This is a genomic window from Zunongwangia atlantica 22II14-10F7 (assembly GCF_002094855.1).
Taxonomy (GTDB): Bacteria; Bacteroidota; Bacteroidia; order Flavobacteriales; family Flavobacteriaceae; genus Zunongwangia; species Zunongwangia atlantica.
In genome coordinates this window covers 118,791-139,019 of sequence record NZ_ARYN01000013.1, presented here as the reverse complement: position 1 = coordinate 139,019, position 20,229 = coordinate 118,791, and the positions used below count along the sequence as shown (strand labels likewise).

At 35.6% G+C, this 20,229-nt stretch carries 11 protein-coding genes; 7 read left to right on the top strand and 4 right to left on the bottom strand.

Translation table 11 applies throughout. The features are described from left to right. Positions 1 to 1,602: 1,602 nt before the first annotated feature. The 7 genes from IIF7_RS14635 (at position 1,603) to IIF7_RS14605 (ending at position 16,126) form a co-directional block, all read left to right on the top strand. Complete coding sequence (locus IIF7_RS14635; RefSeq protein WP_084842444.1) at positions 1,603 to 4,755, top strand: SusC/RagA family TonB-linked outer membrane protein; 3,153 nt, start codon at positions 1,603 to 1,605, stop codon at positions 4,753 to 4,755. Between the two features lie 11 nt (positions 4,756 to 4,766). Further along, the gene (locus IIF7_RS14630; protein WP_084842443.1) at positions 4,767 to 6,689 is read left to right on the top strand and encodes a RagB/SusD family nutrient uptake outer membrane protein; all 1,923 of its coding nucleotides are present in this window, start codon (positions 4,767 to 4,769) and stop codon (positions 6,687 to 6,689) included. 39 nt (positions 6,690 to 6,728) lie between these two features. After that, on the top strand, positions 6,729 to 9,569 hold the full coding sequence (locus IIF7_RS14625) for a SusC/RagA family TonB-linked outer membrane protein (RefSeq protein ID WP_084842442.1): 2,841 nt from the start codon (positions 6,729 to 6,731) through the stop codon (positions 9,567 to 9,569). Positions 9,570 to 9,587: 18 nt separating this feature from the next. Next, positions 9,588 to 11,351 (top strand): RagB/SusD family nutrient uptake outer membrane protein, encoded by a 1,764-nt coding sequence (locus IIF7_RS14620; protein ID WP_084842441.1) that lies wholly within the window; start codon positions 9,588 to 9,590, stop codon positions 11,349 to 11,351. Between the two features lie 19 nt (positions 11,352 to 11,370). Further along, positions 11,371 to 12,402, top strand: a complete 1,032-nt coding sequence (locus IIF7_RS14615; RefSeq protein ID WP_084842476.1) for a DUF5627 domain-containing protein — start codon at positions 11,371 to 11,373, stop codon at positions 12,400 to 12,402. Positions 12,403 to 12,442: 40 nt separating this feature from the next. Then, positions 12,443 to 14,512 carry an endo-1,4-beta-xylanase gene (locus tag IIF7_RS14610; protein ID WP_084842440.1) on the top strand — a complete coding sequence of 690 codons (2,070 nt, stop codon included), beginning with the start codon at positions 12,443 to 12,445 and terminating at the stop codon, positions 14,510 to 14,512. A gap of 270 nt (positions 14,513 to 14,782) precedes the next feature. Next, complete coding sequence (locus IIF7_RS14605) at positions 14,783 to 16,126, top strand: family 43 glycosylhydrolase (RefSeq protein WP_084842439.1); 1,344 nt, start codon at positions 14,783 to 14,785, stop codon at positions 16,124 to 16,126. A gap of 325 nt (positions 16,127 to 16,451) precedes the next feature. Here the strand turns inward: IIF7_RS14605 and IIF7_RS14600 are convergent, their stop codons facing one another. The 4 genes from IIF7_RS14600 to IIF7_RS14585 are packed head-to-tail and all read right to left on the bottom strand — an operon-like array spanning position 16,452 to position 20,194. Then, positions 16,452 to 17,489 carry a hemin-degrading factor gene (locus IIF7_RS14600; protein ID WP_084842438.1) on the bottom strand — a complete coding sequence of 346 codons (1,038 nt, stop codon included), beginning with the start codon at positions 17,487 to 17,489 and terminating at the stop codon, positions 16,452 to 16,454. After that, positions 17,486 to 18,295 carry a heme ABC transporter ATP-binding protein gene (locus IIF7_RS14595; protein ID WP_084842437.1) on the bottom strand — a complete coding sequence of 270 codons (810 nt, stop codon included), beginning with the start codon at positions 18,293 to 18,295 and terminating at the stop codon, positions 17,486 to 17,488. The genes IIF7_RS14600 and IIF7_RS14595 overlap by 4 nt, the downstream gene beginning before the upstream one ends. Beyond that, positions 18,295 to 19,329: a FecCD family ABC transporter permease gene (locus tag IIF7_RS14590; protein WP_084842436.1), complete on the bottom strand. Its 1,035-nt coding sequence runs from the start codon at positions 19,327 to 19,329 to the stop codon at positions 18,295 to 18,297. The genes IIF7_RS14595 and IIF7_RS14590 overlap by 1 nt, the downstream gene beginning before the upstream one ends. Further along, positions 19,319 to 20,194 carry a heme/hemin ABC transporter substrate-binding protein gene (locus IIF7_RS14585; RefSeq protein ID WP_084842435.1) on the bottom strand — a complete coding sequence of 292 codons (876 nt, stop codon included), beginning with the start codon at positions 20,192 to 20,194 and terminating at the stop codon, positions 19,319 to 19,321. The genes IIF7_RS14590 and IIF7_RS14585 overlap by 11 nt, the downstream gene beginning before the upstream one ends. Positions 20,195 to 20,229 lie beyond the last annotated feature (35 nt).

The following is a 20,229-nucleotide window of genomic DNA, read 5'->3' as shown; positions in this document are numbered from 1 at the left end:
AAATTGAACTTAGTTTAGCAGCTAAGCTTTCCTAACAGGGTACTTCAAGTGTATGATTCTAATATTTACACGATAAAAATCAATAGCAGAAGAAAATGTTGATTTAGCTGAGATTATAGATAGCAATAATATTTGAACCAAAAAATAATCGTAAGGTTACTGCGTAAAAAGTTCGAAATCCAAATGCAATGGGCAGTTTTTTTAATTTACTATTCAATTTTTTAATTGTGTGGTAGGTTTTACTATTGTAATTTAGTAAAATAACAAACGCTGAGTGAAGGTAAAGCTTTAGTTGTATTTGAGAAAGAGATGCTATTTATTTTGAAGCGAAGTCTCTTGGTGTTTATCATTTAAGTTGATTTATTTTGATTAAATTTGATATATGAAAGATCAAATCTTTCTCCAAAAGTTCACAGATCGTCAACAGATAATCAAGTATAGTGGTTAAGTTGTTGTTTTTTAGTTAGTTATATACTTAGGTTCGATTCCTGGCGAGGCTACTTAAATAAGTATTGATAATTCTATTGTTTAGACTTATTAATATCATCTATTTTCTTTTATATGTATTGAAGATGCTTGTATTTACTTCCAGATCTTCAACATTAGATTTTCCTGTTTATGAGCAAAGGTTTCAGTGATGTCTAGCTACATCTCGAATAACCAGATAAAACTATCAGAAGAAATTCTAGGTTTATTTCTAAAATTTCTACTGATGCTTTTAAATTTTTTAAGCTCTTCTCTAACTGGATATCTTTTTTTCTCTTTGAAAAAAAATCAGCCTAAACATGTGTTAGAATTTTTTTTAAAATCGGGTCAAATGGATTCCAGATTTGATAGTTGCTATTAACTTGTTGTGATTTGCACAGGATGTAGTAATTGGTAATAATAACTCAATAATTGACCGTATAAATTTAATTATAATCAATTTTGAAGGATTTATTCTGTAAATATATCAACGAAATCGATTGATAATTATGTGGAATCAACTCTTTTTTGCCATTATTTTTTCCCATGTAACATAAAGAAAAGTAATTGTAACAAATAAATAGCTATTCAATTTTCATATAAAATATATTTGAAGTCAGTTTTTAGATAAAATTCACATTTATAAGCTTCAAAAATTATAATTGTGTTAAATCAAAATTTTATTTAAGAAATAATTAATAAAAGTAAATATTGATTTCTTATATAAATGTTAAGGGGTAATTGTGACACAATTTTGAAAATATGAATAAATCAATTGTCGATTTATATCATTTAAAATAGAAGAAACGCACTCTATTAATCTTTGGGAAACTTTTCCAAAATAAATGATAGTATTTGTACAAATCGCAATTGTTGATCCAGTTTCAGCCAAAGCTTATCATTTTATCGAGAAATTTTTAAAAGTCAACTAATAACCAATCATTAAAACTTGAAATTATGATTGATTCTCAATCAATACGAAAATGGCCAAAAGCGCTTAAACGAAGTTTAGCTAATAGCTTGAATTTTATCTATGGAATTCATACTTCTTATTTTAATCAGCATTCGAAAACGTTTTCGAAAAAGATCGAATTCATGAATTTCTGGATCTTTTAACTAATACTAAGAAAATATCATATGAAAACAGAAATACAATGTCCGGACTATCTAAGATGGTTGTCCATAATTTTGTTGTTTGAATTCTTGTTTTTGGTTCCGTTTTACGGAGCAGAACTAAAAGTGGAAGAATTTCAGGAGCAGGAAATTACCATAAGTGGTACAGTGACGTCTTCAGAAGATAATCTAGGAGTTCCTGGGGTTAATGTTATGATAAAAGGGGTAGCCAATAGAGGAGCTATAACCGATATGGATGGCAGGTATACTATCGAGGTGCCTGTTGGTGCAACACTGGTATATAGTTTTATTGGTTATAAAACGGTTGAGCGGAAAGTAAATAATCAAACAGAGATCAATGTAGTTTTAGAAATCGACCAGGATTCACTGGGGGAAGTTATTATTGTTGGTTACGGTAGGCAGGAGAAGGCGAGTGTGGTTGGATCTATTTCTCAAACCACCGGAGAGAATCTTCAAAGAACAGGAGGAGTAACTAATATTGGAGCTGCTTTAACAGGACAATTACCAGGAGTGGTAACCACTTCTTCAACCGGTCTACCTGGATCTGAAGATCCTAATATTTACATTCGAGGACAAACGTCATGGAACAATAGCAGACCTCTTATACTTGTAGACGGTATTGAGCGATCAATGAATGATGTCGCAATATCCTCTGTAGAAAGTATTTCGGTTCTTAAAGATGCTTCTGCTACTGCGGTATATGGAGTACGTGGAGCAAATGGGGTTATACTTATAACCACTAAACGTGGTAAACAGGGTAAGGCGAGTATTAACGTTAGAGCAAATACTATTGTGAAGACCGCTTCCAGGCTACCTGCTAAATACGATTCTTATGATGCGTTAATGCTTAGAAATCAATCTATCGAAAGGGAGCTGTCTGTTTCGCCGGTAAGTTGGGAAGACTATAGGCCTTTGGGAATAATTGACAAATATCGTTATCCAGCAGATTTAACGGAGGCAGAAAGATACCCCAATGTAGATTGGGAGGACGTTCTATTCCAAGATTATGCCTTATCACATAATGCAAGTGTGAATGTTGCGGGTGGAACAGAGCTAGTTAGATATTTTGCGGCTGTAGATTATTTAAGTGAAGGTGACTTGTTTAAGATAGTTGATAACGATCAAGGTTATCAACCAGGATTTAGATTTGACCGAATAAACGTTAGGAGTAATTTAGATTTTGATTTAACAAAAACAACCGTTTTTAGTACCAATTTATTTGGTTCAAACGGGGTTCAGAAAACACCCTGGGATTTTTCAGGGAATGGTCCATGGGCAGCAGCATATAGAACTGCGCCAGATGCGATGCTACCTTATTATACTTCTACAAATACTTATGGTTTTTACTTTCCGCATGATGCTAATCAACCAAACTCTTATAGAGATCTTGCCCGTGCTGGATTTGAAAAACAAACGCAAGCGAAAATTACTGCAGATTTTAGGTTAAAGCAAAGTCTTGATTTTATTACAGATGGATTAACTCTTGAAGGATTATATTCTTATGACAATACTTTTAGAGAAGTAGATAGAGGTGTTAATGACGGAGCATTTCAGAACATTCAAAGAATGTGGGTAAATCCAGATACTGGGGAAATTATTTACAACTTACCAATAGATGCTTCTACACAATTAGATTTTGTAGACCAGAGATTATGGGGTACAAATGCTGGTAGTGTGGCACTTGGTTCAACCTATAGAAGACAATATTATTCTGGGCGTTTAAATTATCTAGGTGATTTTGGTTTACACTCCGTGACACTACTTGGTTTGTTTAGTCGCGAGAAGTACGCTACCGGAAGTGAGTTTTCTCACTTTAGAGAGGATTGGGTTTTTCGTGGGACATACAATTATGACTATAGGTATTTTTTAGAATTTAACGGAGCTTATAATGGGTCTGAGAAGTTTGGGCCAAAAAATCGTTTTGCTTTTTTTCCATCCGTATCGGGTGGGTGGATGTTGTCTAACGAAAGCTTTATGAAGCCTTTAGATTTTATCAATACATTTAAAATTCGAGCTTCCTGGGGCAGAATAGGTGATGATTCTGTAGGTGGACGTTGGTTATATGCAGATCAATGGAATTACGGTGGAAGCTCAATATTGGGAAGATTATCCTCTAATGAATCTCCTTACACTTATTTTAGAAATACATCTATGGGTAATCCTGATATTTCATGGGAAACCGTTGAGAAAAAAAATATAGGAGTCGATTTCTCCCTGTTAGATGGTTTGATCTCGGGTTCATTTGATTACTTCAATGATCATAGAACTGATATATTAATAGGAGGTGGATCTCGTGCAATTCCTTCCTTCTTTGGAGGTTCGGCGCCAACTGGAAATCTGGGAGAAGTTAAGAGTTCTGGATATGAGTTTGCGTTAAATCTTAGCAAAGATCTTAACTCAGATCTTACAGTTTGGGCGAACATAAATATGACTCATGCAGAAAATGAAATAGTGTTCGCTGATGATCCACAGTTGTATCCAGGTTATCAGAAATCTGCGGGCTATTCTATTGGACAAAATACTTCATATCTAGACTCTGGATATCTTACAAGTTGGGATGAAGTACTTGGAAGTACACCTCGCCAAATAAATGATAATGTGAAGCTACCGGGAGACTATAATATAATCGATTTTAATGGAGATGGTATTATAGATAGTTATGATCAAGCCCCTTACGGGTATACCGGAGTTCCTCAAAATACTTTCAGTTCAATGCTAGGGGTGGATTGGAAAGGATTTAATTTCTCTATGCAATTTTACGGAGTATCTAATGTGACGAGAGAAGTATTTTTCCCAACCTTCTCCGAGAGTAATAATAATGCATATGTAGAAGGTGATTACTGGACGATAAAAGATGGTGGAGATGTGCCTTTACCACGATGGCTAGCTCCCAAAGGTAATGAGGCTGTAGGGACTAGATATATTTATGATGGCTCGTATTTAAGATTAAAAACTGCTGAATTAGGGTATACATTTAGAGATGGATGGATAGAGAGTATCGGTATGAACTCTTGCAAATTTTATTTGAGCGGTAATAATTTGTTTTTATGGACGAAAATGCCAGATGATAGAGAAAGTAATTTCAGTGGAAATTCTAGAGGAGGTGCCTATCCAACGATGCGTCGTATTACTTTCGGTTTTGATGTGAATTTTTAAAATTAGATATAATGAATTCAAAAATAATATATATAAGATATTCTTTTTATACACTGGTACTAACAGGCTTATTAGGAATACTTTCTTCTTGCGAAGATTATTTAGATAGGTCGCCAAATAGTGATATTAGTGAAACAGAACCTTTTGAAAATTTTAGAAATTTTCAGGGTTTTACAGAAGAATTATATAATGCTGTTCCTGTTTATACGGCTTATGCTTATCATAATTCTTTTAACCTTGGGGAAGAGGTCTTTTGGGACCAATCTGCCTCTAATGAATTTGCCCAAGCTGTAGATCGGGGTAATTTTTGGGCATGGAACAACTATAGTTCTCCATTTAAAACGGGTACAAACCCATCATCTACAAATAGATTTGATAAAGGTAATGTTTGGGGGTTTTCCTGGTATGGAATCCGTAAAGCAAATATTGGAATCGCAAATTTAGATCTTCTTACAGATGCAACACCAGAAGAAAGAGATTTAATTGCTGGACAACTTTATTTTTTTAGAGCTTGGTTTCATTATTCTTTAATTAAATATTGGGGAGGTCTGCCCTATATTGATGAAGTACTTCCTGCTAACGAGCCTATTCGAATTCCAAGATTGACGTATCAAGAAACGGCAGATAAGATAGCTGAGGATTTTAGGAGAGCAGCAGACTTGCTACCTGTAGACTGGGATGAAACTGCTATAGGAAGAACAACCCTGGGTAATAATATGCAGCGAGCTAATAAGATCATGGCTCTTGCATATTTAGGAAAGAATTTATTATACGCAGGGAGTCCGCTTATGAATGAATCCTCGGGAGGAACAGACTCTTATAATCAGGATTACTGTAGACAAGCTGCAGAAGCTTTAGGAGAAGCGCTAGCCTTATCTGAGACTACTGGAAGATATGAGTTGGCAGATTTTAGTCAATATACAGAACTGTTCTATACGCAAAATAGCAATGGAAGAATTCCAGGTTTAAATGAAACTATTTTTTGGGAAAATACGGTTGAAGCCGCAGGTAGATTTAGATGGAATCAAATTAATAATTATATACCAAAAGACTTGAGCCAGGGAGGTTATTACATAAGCCCTACAGCTAACTATGTTTTTAATAACTACGGAATGGCTAATGGTTTACCTATTACTGAAAGTGAGAATATCAATGGCGATAGAGATATTACCCAAGCAGATTCAGAATCTGGGTATGATCCAAATTACCCATGGAAAGATAGAGATCCAAGGCTTTATAAAGATCTAATACTAGATGGAGAGAGGGTAAGCGCAACTGAATCTCTTCCAGATGATATAGAGTTTGCTAGTTTATATACAGGTGGCAGATTTAGAACAGTTAATGGTGGGCGTTCTAATCTAACAGGATTAATGCTTACTAAATTTAAGCCTAAAATGGCAGAGAGAAATACTGAAAGTACAACAATGTCAAATAATACCGTAGTGTTAAGTTTAATGCGATTAGCAGATGTTTATTTGATGTATGCAGAGGCAACTGCAGTAGGTTATGGGATTGAATCCTCAGCTAATTCCTACTCTTTGTCTGCTGTAGAAGCTATAAATGTAGTTAGAGACAGGGCAAATGTAGGCCCTGTAGCTAATAAATACACTACTTCTTTAGCTGGTTTTATGGGGGAGTTACGAAGAGAACGCGCTGTTGAACTTTCCTATGAAGGACATCGGTTTTGCGACTTACGTAGATGGAAATTACTTGATCAAGCACCTTATACATTAAAATCAGCGATTGAATTTGAGAGAGATCCTAATGGGTTAACAGGCGATGGACTTGCTGAAAATTATAAGGATGCCAGAGTTTTAAATTTGAGAATGGTTCCCATATTCGAAAGACAATTAACATCAAGAAATTATTGGTTTCCACTCTTGCTTGATGATGTAAATCTATATCCTGAATTTCACCAAAATCCAGGCTGGTAATTTGTTTTACCGAACATTCAATCTTTAATTTCAAATAAAATGAATAAAGTATTTATAAATTTTCTTTCTGTATTTGTTGTGATGCTTTGTATGGGGGTTTTCACAGTAAAAGCACAGGAAAATCAAGATAGTATTGTTACAGTTTTAGCAAATAAGGCTCCTGGCGATTTAGTGAATGTTGCTTTTGATACTCAAGAAAAGAAAGATGTACTAGGAGCGATTTCGTCTGTTGATATAGATAATCTTTTAGATAAAAATTATCAAACATATGCTCTCGATGGTATTCGTAGTTTTGTAGGTGGATATACAGGTAATATTTGGGGGCAATCTCCATTAGTTTTAGTAGATGGGATTCCCAGAGATGCTTCTAATCTAAATGCTACTGAAGTGGCATCTGTTACTGTTCTTAAAGGCGCTAACGCTGTTGTGCTGTACGGAAGTCGGGCAGCTAAAGGTGTGATCCTTATTACCACTAAAAGAGGGAAAGAACAAGCATTAACCATCCAAACTCGAGCAAATACAGGTTTTTTTGTGCCTAAGAGTTACCCTAACTATTTAGATGCTCCATCATATATGACGTTGTATAATGAAGCATCTGATAATGATGGTATAGCTCGAATTTACAGCGATGAAACTATTTACAATACGGCGTCAGGTACTAGGCCTTATAGATATCCCGATGTTGATTATTTTTCTTCGGAATTTTTGCGTGAAACCTATAACAGATCTGATGCAACAGTAGAGGTTTTTGGCGGAGATGAAAAGACTCAATATTATACTAATCTTGGGATGAGTTATAATAATGATATTATAAAATATGGGGAACAGGGAAATAATAGTGATCTAAATTTTCGCGTACGTGGTAATGTGGATATGCAACTAACAAGCTGGTTGTCTGCCAATGCAGATGCTTATGTTAGGTTTGATAATAATTATATTGGACGCGGTGATTTTTGGGGCCAAAGTTCTTATATGCGTCCCAACTGGTTCACTCCTTTAATTCCCATAAGCTCTTTAGATAGTGAAAATACGGCGCTACAAAACATTATCGATAATAGTAACAATATTATTGATGGAGAGTATTTATTAGGAGGTAACAATGCGGTACAGACAAATGCTTTTGCAGATATGTTAGCTGCTGGATACATTAGATATAAGTCCCGTGTTTTCCAATATAAGGTAAGTGCTATAGCAGATTTAAGCAATACCATCAAGGGGCTTTCTTTTAAAAACACTTTTAGTATCGATTACAGTAATTATTATTCTGAAGCTTTTCGAGAAAATTATGCCACCTATCAGCCTACATGGGCAAATATGAATGGAGTTGATAGAATAATAAGCCTAACCAGCTATGGCGATGATACAAATTCTACTAACGAATATTTAGGTGATTCTAGATATGAACAGACAACTTCTTTTTATTCTCAGTTAAACTATGAAAGAGTATTCAATGAGGTTCATAATATAACAGGAAACTTGATAGGATGGGGTTATCAATCCAGAAATTCTGTTGATTCTGGTCATGAGGGAAGTGATTACCACAGTACTAATAATACGAACCTAGGTATTCAGGCAGCTTATAATTATGCTGATAAGTATTATGTAGATTTTTCTGGCGCAGTTGTTCATTCTGCCAAATTACCAAAAGGAAATAGAATCGCTTTATCTCCCACCTTTACAGTTGGCTGGAGACTGAGCGATGAGAATTTTCTAAAAAATTCATCATTTATAAATAATCTAAAGATTACAGCATCTTATGCGAATCTTAACCAGGATATTGATATTACTGATTATTATATGTATCAGGGATATTATGATGATAGTGGGTGGTATAGATGGAGAGATAATACCATGGGGGGCGCGACAGTGCTTTCAGAAAGAGGTTCCAATCCTAATTTAGGGTTTGTGAAGAGAGAAGAATATCGAGTAGGGTTGGATGGCGCATTTTTAGATGAAAAATTAATATTGAATGTAAACTATTTCAATCAAGCAACTGATGGGTTACTTACCCAGGGTGCAAATACTATTTATCCTTCGTATTATAGAAGATGGGATTATTCTTATCTGCCATATATCAACTTTAATGAGGATATGAGAACTGGTGTGGACTTCTCTGTTTCTCACAATAACAAACTCGGGAATTTTGAATACGAGTTAGGAGTTGTGGGAATGATTTATAATTCTGAAGCCGTAGTTAGAGATGAGGTATATCAGGACGAATATCAAAATAGAGAAGGAAAACCTTTAGATGCATCTTTTGGTTACATATCTGAAGGCTTCTTTGTAGATCAGGCTGATATTGATAGTCATGCAAATCAAACATTTGGGGATGTTTTACCCGGGGATTTAAAGTATAGGGATGTAAATGGAGATGGAATTGTAGATACTAGGGATCAGGTAGATTTAGGTAGAAGTGGTTCGCCTTTTACCTACGGAGTAAATCTAACACTAAAATATAAAGATTGGACATTATTTGCTATGGGGCAAGGGCAGTCTGGTGCAATTGGTTATAAAAACTCACCATATTTTTGGGTTTATGGTAATCGAAAATATTCAGAACATGTATTAGGTCGATGGACTCCAGAAACAGCTAATTCAGCAACTTACCCAAGGTTAACAACTACTTCTAATACTAACAACTTCAGAAATTCAACTTTCTGGAGGTTTGATAATAATCGTTTTGATTTAACGAAGGTTCAACTTACCTATGATTTTCCTGACACCTTATTTAATGATAGATCTTTACTAAGCGAGTTTAGTTTATACGTAAGTGGGCAGTATCTTTTGACCGTATCAAAGGAAAGGGAAATGATGGAAATGAACGTTGGTATTGCCCCTCAATACCGGTTTTATAACCTTGGGCTTAAAGCTGCCTTTTAATTAAAAATTTAAAAGATTATGAGAAGAAATATTTTACTCTTGTTTGTTTTTGTTTTGTCATTATCGAGTTGTGAGAATCAATTCGATCCGGCAGTTGAAAATTTTAAGGATTTAGACTTTATGTACACTGATCCAAAATTTGCACAGGGCGTTTTAACATCTGCATATCGCTATCTGCCCGATGAATATTCAAATACTGAATATGCCACGGATGATGCTGTAACAAATGACAGAGGCAATTCATATTTGCAAATGGCTACTGGTTCCTGGACTGCTTCTTACAATCCTGTTGGAATGTGGGTGGATGGATATGGAGCAATTCAGACTTTAAACACTTTTATAGAACGTAGCGATGATGTAAATTGGGTTGAAGATCCAGAAGTGGCAGAGCTTTTTAATATGAGAATGAAAGGTGAAGCTTATGGTTTACGAGGAGTGTTTTTATATTATATCTTAAGGAATCACGGTGGTTATTCGGTTAATGGAGACTTGTTAGGAGTGCCAATCTTAACTGAGTTCCAAGATTCTGGAGCTGATTTTAATATCCCTCGAGCCAGTTATCAAGAATGTGTGGAGCAAATACTAAGTGATCTTGATATGGCTATTTCTCTGTTGCCAATTGAATATAATAACGTTGCAGGACCTGGCCAGATACCAGATAAATATGCGAACATTGTAACACTGTCAAGTAATTATAATAGGGTAATGGGAGATTTCTCTAACCAATTACTCAATGGGCAAATTGCTATGGCTTTTCGATCTAAAGTCGCTTTGATGGCAGCAAGTCCTGCTTTTCGAAACGGCTCTAATATTGGATGGGATGAAGCAGCTAATTATTCCGCTGATGTTTTGGAATATATTGGAGGTATTTCTGGCCTGGCATCACTAGGAGATACTTATTATTCTAATACAAGCGAGTTAAACGGCTTATCCGGAGGTAATAATCCTACTGAGATTTTATGGCGTAATAATATTGAGACATCAAGATCATCTCAGGAATCTACAAACTTTCCTCCGTCATTGTTTGGAGATGGTAGAATGAATCCTACCCATAATCTAGTGAGAGCATTTCCAATGAGTAATGGCTATCCAATAACACATCCGTCTAGTGGGTACGATTCATCTGAACCTTATATAAATAGAGATCCGCGCTTATCAAATTACATTGTTTATGATGGTAGTGTTTTAGGAGTTAATGATACTCCTATTTATACTGGTACCAATTCAGGAACAGATGATGCTATAAATAGATTGGAAAACTCAACGCGAACAGGTTATTATATGAAAAAGCGTTTGAGAATGGACGTTAATTATAATAATGCCGATGGATCCTGGCAAGGACAAATTAATTATACACCACGAATAAGATACACCGAGATCTTCCTTAATTATGCTGAGGCAGCTAATGAGGCATATGGGCCAACTGGGGCTTCCTCAAACGCATCCTATTCTGCGGTTGATGTTATAAAGGCAATAAGAGAGCGTGCTCTTGGAATTACTGATGACCCATACCTGGATGAATGCTCTGTTGATAAGAATAAAATGAGAGATTTAATTCGTAACGAAAGAAGACTTGAGCTTTCTTTTGAGGGCTTCAGATTTTGGGATTTGCGTAGATGGGATGAAGATTTAAATGAACCTGCAAGAGGATACGATGCGAGTACTAATGAAGTATTTGATGTAGAACAGCGGTTATATGAAGATTATATGGTCTACGGTCCAATACCTTTTAGCGAAGTCTTAAAGTATAGTGCACTATTACAGAATAATGGTTGGGAATAAACGATTAAAATTAAAAATTATGAGGAAAAATATAATAATATTGACTTTTTCTATAGTGGGGCTTTTGTTCTCCTGCCAGAGTGAAGATATCAGTTATCCTGATTTTGATTATACTACTGTATATTTCGCAAATCAATATCCATTAAGAACTTTAGAGCTTGGAAGAGATCCTCAAGTAGATAATTCTCTCGATAATGAGCATAAGGTTAAAATTACTGCAACGATGGGGGGAGTATATTCAAATACTGAAGATCGTATAATTGATATAGAAGTTGATGAATCCTTATGTGATGGATTAAGTTTTCAAGATGGATCTAATCTCGCTCCATTACCAGGTAATTACTACACTTTAGAAAGTAATCAAATTGTAATTGAAGACGGAAGTATCCTGGGCGGAGTTGAGGTGCAGTTTGAGGATGCTTTTTTTCAAGATCCGCTTACTCTTACCCGTCATTATGTGATACCAATTTTAATGACAGGTGTAACGAATGCAGATAGTATATTAAGTGGAAATGCCTTAGTTGATACACCAAATAGGATGATTAGCTCAGATTGGGTAACACCACCTAAAGATTATGTGCTATATGGGATTAAGTATGTAAATCCTTGGGATGCAAATTACCTAAGAAGGGGAGAGGATCAAATTTCTGACGGAACAACGACAATTACCGATATAAGAGAAGAAGAATATGTCGAGTATGATGAGGTTGTGAGTCTCTCTACTACTGGTTTTAGACAATGTACTTTACCTATTACAATCTATGAAGACGATAATTTAACTACTCGTGCAAATATTGAATTAATATTGACTTTTGATGATAATAATAATTGTGTTATATCGAGTAACTCTTCTTCTTATTCTATAACGGGTAGAGGGGAATTTGTTATTGATGGAGAAAAAAATAGTATAGGTGGTACAGATAGAGATGCACTCTATTTAGACTATACAGTAGATTTACAAGATTTAGGGTATAATTATACAACTAAGGATACTCTAGTGACGAGGGATAGGGGCGTGTCACCCGAATATTTCAGCGTAATTGTTGAGTAAAAATATCTTCTAATAAGGACATAGCTTAAAAAATATAAAAATGAAAATACTTAATAGATTTATAATCTTATTTGTCTTAATGGCTACGATGTTTTCCTGTGAAGAAGCCGAATTAGATAGTGAATTTGAATCGGGACTAACTTTTGAAAAACCTGTTGGTGTAGTAAATGAAGAGATGGTGAATACTTACGATGTTCTTAAATCATATGCAGGCGAACTAAAAATAGGAGCAAATGCATCTTTAGCCGACTTGTCAGACGAAAATATGGGAAAGTTGGTAAGAACAAACTTTACACAAGTTACACCTTTAGCGGGACTCAATTCTAGTGCAATATTATCTGATGATGGAACTTATGATTTTTCAGTAATAAATAATTACATTAATGAGGCAACAAATAAGGAACTTTCTGTATATGGTGACGCCATTGTTTCAAACCTGAATCAAAATGCTTCATATCTAAACTCATTTGGAGCATCAATCACTTATTCTACACCTTTGTTTCCTAATTTTGTAGATCAGAGTGTTATTGCTGATGGAACCTTTACTGATTGGACGGTTAACGGTGATATTTCTATAGAGGAATATATGGGAGAGCAATCTGTTAAGTTAGAGAATGATGCATCAGTCGTTTCAAGAGAAGATACATCTTTACAATCACCTGTTTACTCAGTTGATGAAGGTGCAGAATTTGAATTGACTTTTTACATACTTTCCGATCAGGTTGGTGAGGGAAGAGTTATTTTTGACGGTTTGAATAATAATGAACCAGAAATGGATTGGACAGAAGTAGACTCCACCAGCACTACTTTTACTACGGAAATAGGTTGGAATAAAATTCAGTTTCAAACTACAGATTTCGATGATAGTGGTGAGTTTTCTTTCAAAATAGAATTGGGATATACCCCTAATGTCACCTATTTTTTGAATATAGAAGGACTGTCCTTGATCAATTTAAATGGTAAAGTTGAAAATCCTGAAGAAATATTTGTTGAAGCAGAGGATGGAATTCTAGGTTCAGAATGGCAAATAAATAGCGATGCTGATGCGTCTGGTGGAATGTACGTATTGGCAAATAGTGCCGAAAATTACCTTACTCCAAATAATCCTGGTTCAGAGCCATACTATATAAATTATACTATCAATGCTGTTAAAGCGGGAACCTATACTTGTTGGGTTCGTGGATTAGGCCCTACGGCAAGTGACGATTCATTTTTTCTTAGTGTTAATGGAAGCCCATTTACATATGGTTATTGGCCCTTAAGCTCTGGTGGGTGGAAATGGACAAATATTGGCACCTATAACTTAACGGCTGGAGAAAATAATTTCGCTGCTTCAATTCGTGAAAACGGATTTCAGATAGATCGATTCTATTTCACTCTTACAAGCAATACTCCTTCTGGAGTAGGCTCGCCAGCAATTTCTCAGAGTGAAGTAAGGCTTGATGTGTCTGAAGATGTTAAGAAAAATGCAGTTCAGAGAGTTCTTAAAGAGTATATAACGAATGTATATGATGAGCTTGGTGACAAAGTTGATGCCTGGACAGTAGTAAAAGAACCTTTTGAAGAAACAGGTAGTATAGCTGTAAGTGGTGATGCAGAAGAAGAAACTTCATATTATTGGGCAGATTTTCTTGGAGAGGACTACATACCCTTTGCATTTAGTACAGTTAGAGAGAAAGCTCCAGAATCTACCAAATTGTTTTTAAGTGAAACCAATTTGGATATAAATTCCAATGAGCGAGATGCGGTTATTAATTTGCTTAAAGCTAATGATGATATCGACGGTGTTGCGGTTGGTCTAGAATTGAATACGGAAAGTGATTTTAATCTAGTAGAAAATATGTTCGATGAGTTAGCTGCAACAGGAAAACTTATTTATGTTACAGATCTTAAAATTGTCATTTCAGAAAATACGCAAGAAGCTTATGTCCAACAATCTGCATTATATGAAAGATTAGTTAGTTCGTATAAATCTAATGTTCCAAGTGAACAACAATACGGGATCTCATTAGCTGAACCTGTTGATAATACGGCAGGTTTATGGGATTCTGGCTACAATAGAAAACTACCATATGCTGGATTTGCAATAGGCCTGGGAGCTGAGGAATAGATTGAAGAGCTCAAGATTTTTTAATACAAAATAACAGGATATAATAAAGGTTTTGGCGATTAAGCCAACAAAGGTTACTTGGTTGCAATAACATAGTTTCGGTAAAATGTATTTGATTAAAATTTTCTTTTAATATCAGGCTTTTGATGTACCAAAAGCCTGGTTGTGAAGATGTGTTTTATTTAGATTAAAAAGATAAATAGAGCATTAGGTCGTGATAGCTTTTAAAATTATAGCTGGAAATATCCAATTAAGATAAAATATTTCAAAATGCAGAAGATACATTCTTTGCACTTGTTTATGCTTTTTTTCTGTTTTAATGCCTTTGCGCAGAATCCGCTTATAATGGATCAGTTTACAGCAGATCCTACGGCTCGAGTATTTGATGGGAGACTTTACGTATATCTTTCTCATGATATTGTGCCGCCTAAAGGTGAAGGTCGTACTGAATGGTTCAATATGGCCGATTACCATGTTTTTTCTTCGGAAAATCTTATCGATTGGGTAGATCATGGTAAAATATTAGATCAAAAAGATGTACCATGGGCAGATTCTAAAGCTTATAGTATGTGGGCTCCTGATGCAATTAAAAAAGATGATAAATATTACTTCTTTTTTCCTACGAGGATGCAAAATGCTGGGGAGGGTGAAGGTGGTTTTTCGATAGGTGTAGCGATTGCTGAACAACCTGAAGGTCCTTACAAGATCGAAAATAATCCTATCAACGGAGTGGAAGGTATAGATCCAAACGTTTTTATAGATAAAGATGGCCAGGTTTATCTCTATTGGTCTCAGAGTAAAATTTATGGAGCTAAGTTAAAAGATAATATGATTGAGCTGGATTCAAAAATCAAAACCTTTGATGAAATTCCTAAAAAAGGGCATATCGAGGGGCCATTTGTTTTTGAGCGTGGAGGTATTTATTATATGACATATCCTCACGTAGCCAATAATATTGAAAGACTGGAATACGCTGTTTCTGATAATCCAATGGGGCCTTTCACTCATAAAGGTGTAATTATGGATGAATCTGAATCGGGAACCTGGACGAATCATCATTCCATTGTAGATTATAAAAATCAGTGGTATTTGTTTTATCACGATAATGATCTTTCTCCAGATTTTGATAAAAATCGATCCATTCGTGCCGATAGTTTGTTCTTTCGAGAGAATGGCGATATTAAAAAAGTGATTCCTACCAAACGTGGAGTTGGTATCACTGTAAGTACCTCTAAAATTCAAATCGACCGATATAGTGCGAAAAGCAATTATGGAGTTGCTGTTGTTTTTCTAGATAGGCTTGATCCTTTTCGCGGATGGAAAGCGGTTTTAAATAAACCTGATGCCTGGATAAGATATAATCGGGTTGATTTTGGTTCCAAAGCGCCTAAGAATATCAAAATAAGAGCTAGATCTCTAACTGGTGGTACTATAGCCTTAAAATTGGCAGGTGAGATCGATCAGGAAATTATGGAACTGAGTATCCACAATGGCGGGGAATGGGATATTTTTAACAAAAAGATTAAGTATGATGTCACAGCTATTCAGGATTTGATATTGCAACTTAAAAGCGGTGACGGAGTAGAGATAGATTGGCTTCAATTTGAAAGGTGATGAAGTGAAATTCAATTAGCATACTTGTATAAATTTTGTTTTCGAAGTTAAAAAGGAGAATTCTTTATAAATACATTTTATCTAAAACCCAAAAAGGGATTAGAGTTTAACCTCCAATCCCTTTTCCTGACTTTAAAACTTACTAGAACTAATTCCGCCGCCTTTGTAAAGCAACAGAATAATCAAAAAACAAATAACTGCCAGAACGATTAATATGATTTCCAGCATAACTTAATTTTTAATGGCTTCGCAAAAGCTTTTTATATCTTATTCAAGCTGATTTGAAGAACTTTCTCTTATAGCTTTATACTTGCCGATTTTATTTTTATTGCTGAAGTTGTGCTACAACCTCCTGCCATTCTTTAATCTCCGGAATTCCTGGTTTTCTTTTTCCGAAGAATTGTACGATCAATTCGTCATTATCATCAAAACATTCTATTGAAGTTACAATGCCATCTTCGGTTGGTTTTCTAACCACCCAGCAATTCTCGATTTTTTCCATATTTAGATGAAGATTAAAATCTGGATCCATAATATTGAACCATTGCTGGTGCCACAGCGTTTTTTTAATGTCACCGGTATGAATTTGGATATTTCCGCGATTACCAACAAATACCATGATAGGCACTTGTTTGCTGGCAACAATTTCTAACATTCTTACAATCTCATCTTTTTCAATTTTATCGGCGTAGTAAGCACTAGGCGCTAATGTTAAAGCCTGTGTACGACTAATATTGTGTTTTTTAAGAAGTCCAAAAAAGTGATGCGTGTCCTGCAATTCACGCCAGGATTTTTGGAAGCCGGCAAGATCAACTTCTTCATCGCTCTTATAATTTTTTTCTTCAGAAAAAGGCTTAATTTCTAAATCGGCTGATTGTTCTTCAGCTTTATATTTTTCAACTAAATTTTTATAGGCATCAATATTGCTTTGCGGCGTAAGATAGATTTTATGAATTGCCATACCATCTTCAGCAAAAAATTGAAGACTAAGACGTTCTTTTCCGCGAGCCATTTCAGAAACAGCAAATGCAAATGCCCAATGCATAAAGAAAATTCTTAGGTCGATATCTTCCCCTACAAAAAGACCAACCGGTGATTTGCCAATCGATGGGTTTAAATAGGTTCCTTTTCTTTCGTGTACACAACTTTCGTTTCGGGTTAGAGCCATTACTTTTCCTAAAGATTCGATTTCCTGTAAAATTTCTTTAGGGTTATTCTCCAATCGGGTAACGCCATTACCAATTTTTGTGGCAAGCAATTCAGCTTCACTTACATTTAGCGCCTGTGCGGCATTACGTATTCTTAGTTGAGGTTGCTCTTCTTTAAGAGTTTCCCATTGTTGTTTTAAACTTGTTGTACTCATGGGTTAATATTTTGAATTATTGAGGTTGATTTTTCCTCACCAAACACGATCATAGGTGTTTGTGCGAGAGGGTGAGACATTACCTTGCAGGGAAAATCGTAAACATCGCAAATGGTTTTAGATGTAAGCACTTGTTTAGGATTGCCATATTTTACCATTTTGCCATCTTTAAGCAAGAGAATACGATCTGCAAATTGTGCAGCAAGATTTAGATCGTGCATCACAATTGCGGCTATATTTCCTTTTTTTGCAAAGCCTTTAACCGCTTCTAAAACTTTATGCTGATAATAAACATCCAGGTTGTTGAGCGGTTCATCCAGTAGCATTAGTTTTTCCTGAAATTCGTTATTTAGCTGTGCAAATATTCTGGCAAGGTGAACACGTTGTTTTTCCCCGCCAGAGAGTTGGTTATAAGATTTGTCTTTAAAAGCGCTCATCTCTGTAAGTTTTAAACTTTCAGAAACTACTTTTAGATCGGTAAGGTTTGGTTTGCTGGCAAAATAAGGATAGCGCCCCATCATAACTACCTCGTTTACCGGCAGCGGAATATCCTGTTGGTGATGTTGGCTAAATTTAGCCCTTGTTTTTGCAAGCTTTGCTGTGGTCCATTTTTTAATTGATTGTTGCTGAAAATTAATTTCTCCTGAATAGTTGATTTCTTCAGTTAGAGCTTTAAGCAAAGTGCTTTTTCCGGCGCCGTTTGGACCAATGATCACAAAAAGTTCTCCCGGTTGGATATTAAAGTTAATATCCTGAAGAAGTCGCCTCGTTTTTATGCTGATGTTTAACTGGTTAACGGCTAACATTATAAAGCTTTTTTAAATTGAAGAAGAATTAAAATAAAAACCGGAGCGCCCATAAAAGCGGTAATAATTCCTATTGGGATTTCGATAGGAGCTAAAGTGGTTCGGCTAATTATATCTGCAGTAAGCAGCAACAAACTGCCAAAAACGGCAGAGAGCGGTAAAATGATGCGGTAGTCAGATCCTAAAAGCAATCTTAGAATGTAAGGCACAATAAGTCCTATAAAAGCAATTGTTCCTGCAAACGCTACTGAAGCTCCTACAACTAAAGAGGATAACCAGATAATTTTTGCATGATATTTTTTCACTTTTATACCCAGGTGCCTGGCATTTTCTTCGCCAAGCATCATGGCATTTAAAGCTTTACCATTGCCCAATAAAAAACTAAGGCTAACAAGGTTAATTACTAATAGAATAATCACTTTTGGCCAGTTGGCAGCACCAAGGCTTCCCAATCGCCAAAACGTAAGATCACGCAGTTCGTCATCTTTAGAAATAAAGGTTAGAAAACCTGTAGTTGCTTCGGCCAGGGCAGCAATGGCAACTCCGGCTAAAAGCATGATCACTACATGAGTTTTTCCGTTTTTAAAAGAAATGCTATACACTAGCATCATGACTAATAGTGCACCAATAAATGCAGCGATAGAAATTAAGGAATAATGTAAAATTTCAGGAAGAAAGCTTTTTATCGTACTTCCTAAAACAATGGCTACAGCCGCAAAAAGTGCAGATCCCGAAGTTATTCCTATAATTCCGGGAGTAGCAAGTGGATTTTTAAACATACCCTGCAAAGATGTTCCTGTAACAGCAAGTCCTGCACCCATAATTATTGCTAAGATGGTTCGTGGCATACGTACATCAAAGAATATATAAGCATCGGTAGGATTTACTGCTACAGTATCATCAAAAATGCTTTTAAATAAAAGCAGAAAGTCATTCCAGTTTAGCTGGTATACGCCCAAAAGGCTAGAGGCTATAAAAGAGACAATCAATAGAATAAAGCCTAAGGACATATACCATTTAAACTTAGTTTGCATACTGGCTAAGCTTTGTGTTAAGTTGAGCCGCAGCTTCTCCCATTCTTGGGCCAAATCCTGTAAGTAACAAGCCGTCCATGCTAATTACCTGTCCTTTTTTAGCAGCGGTTGAATTCGCCAGACCAGGAATATCTTTTAAACCTTCTACACCGTTTACACTTTGTAATCCGCTATCAAAAAATAGCAACACATCGGGATTGGCCTGTGCAACAGCTTCTGTAGTAAGTGGGCGGTAATCATCGTAAGTATTTATTGCGTTTTCGCCGCCGGCAAGTTCGATCATTTTTGCTACGGGAGTTTCTTTTCCGGCAACAAGCAAAGTACCAGCACCGCGGGCATAAACAAACATTACTTTTGGTTTGCTATTAAATTCCTTTAAAGCATCAAGCTCATTTTCGATGTTTTTAGTGATCTTTTTTGGAGCTTCAGTATTTAGGTCTTTCGCAACACTATTGGCCAGTTTTTTTGCTCCTTCTACAGAGTATTCTGGCTCGTAATAATGTACCGGTACTTCTAAGCCATCAAGTTGAGCAATAATATCTGCTGAAAGTTCTTTCTTAACCGCGAAAATTTGTGTTGGTTTTTGCTGAAGAAGGGCTTCAACATTTAAATTCATTACATGGCCAAGATCTGTAGCATTTTCTTTTAAGTCGGCTGGGTAAATACTGGTAACATCTACAGCTACAATTTGATCTTTAAAGCCTAATTCGCTAATAATTTCGCTTAGTGTACCATTAAGACTAATAATACGCTCTTTAGCTGTTTCTTCCTGAGATTCTTGTGGTTGGTTAGCTTCAGATTCGTTGTTTTTACAACCAATTATGGCGATAAAACATAGAATACTGAATAGTTTAAATAGCTTCATATTTTATTTTTATTAAATCTAAATAAGGCAAATGT

What these genes read in the sequence shown, in the direction of transcription:
- IIF7_RS14635 (WP_084842444.1), top strand. Translation starts at nt 1,603, where the DNA reads ATGAAAACAGAAATACAATGTCCGGACTATCTAAGATGGTTGTCCATA.
- IIF7_RS14630 (WP_084842443.1), top strand. Translation starts at nt 4,767, where the DNA reads ATGAATTCAAAAATAATATATATAAGATATTCTTTTTATACACTGGTA.
- IIF7_RS14625 (WP_084842442.1), top strand. Translation starts at nt 6,729, where the DNA reads ATGAATAAAGTATTTATAAATTTTCTTTCTGTATTTGTTGTGATGCTT.
- IIF7_RS14620 (WP_084842441.1), top strand. Translation starts at nt 9,588, where the DNA reads ATGAGAAGAAATATTTTACTCTTGTTTGTTTTTGTTTTGTCATTATCG.
- IIF7_RS14615 (WP_084842476.1), top strand. Translation starts at nt 11,371, where the DNA reads ATGAGGAAAAATATAATAATATTGACTTTTTCTATAGTGGGGCTTTTG.
- IIF7_RS14610 (WP_084842440.1), top strand. Translation starts at nt 12,443, where the DNA reads ATGAAAATACTTAATAGATTTATAATCTTATTTGTCTTAATGGCTACG.
- IIF7_RS14605 (WP_084842439.1), top strand. Translation starts at nt 14,783, where the DNA reads ATGCAGAAGATACATTCTTTGCACTTGTTTATGCTTTTTTTCTGTTTT.
- IIF7_RS14600 (WP_084842438.1), bottom strand. Translation starts at nt 17,489, where the DNA reads ATGAGTACAACAAGTTTAAAACAACAATGGGAAACTCTTAAAGAAGAG.
- IIF7_RS14595 (WP_084842437.1), bottom strand. Translation starts at nt 18,295, where the DNA reads ATGTTAGCCGTTAACCAGTTAAACATCAGCATAAAAACGAGGCGACTT.
- IIF7_RS14590 (WP_084842436.1), bottom strand. Translation starts at nt 19,329, where the DNA reads ATGCAAACTAAGTTTAAATGGTATATGTCCTTAGGCTTTATTCTATTG.
- IIF7_RS14585 (WP_084842435.1), bottom strand. Translation starts at nt 20,194, where the DNA reads ATGAAGCTATTTAAACTATTCAGTATTCTATGTTTTATCGCCATAATT.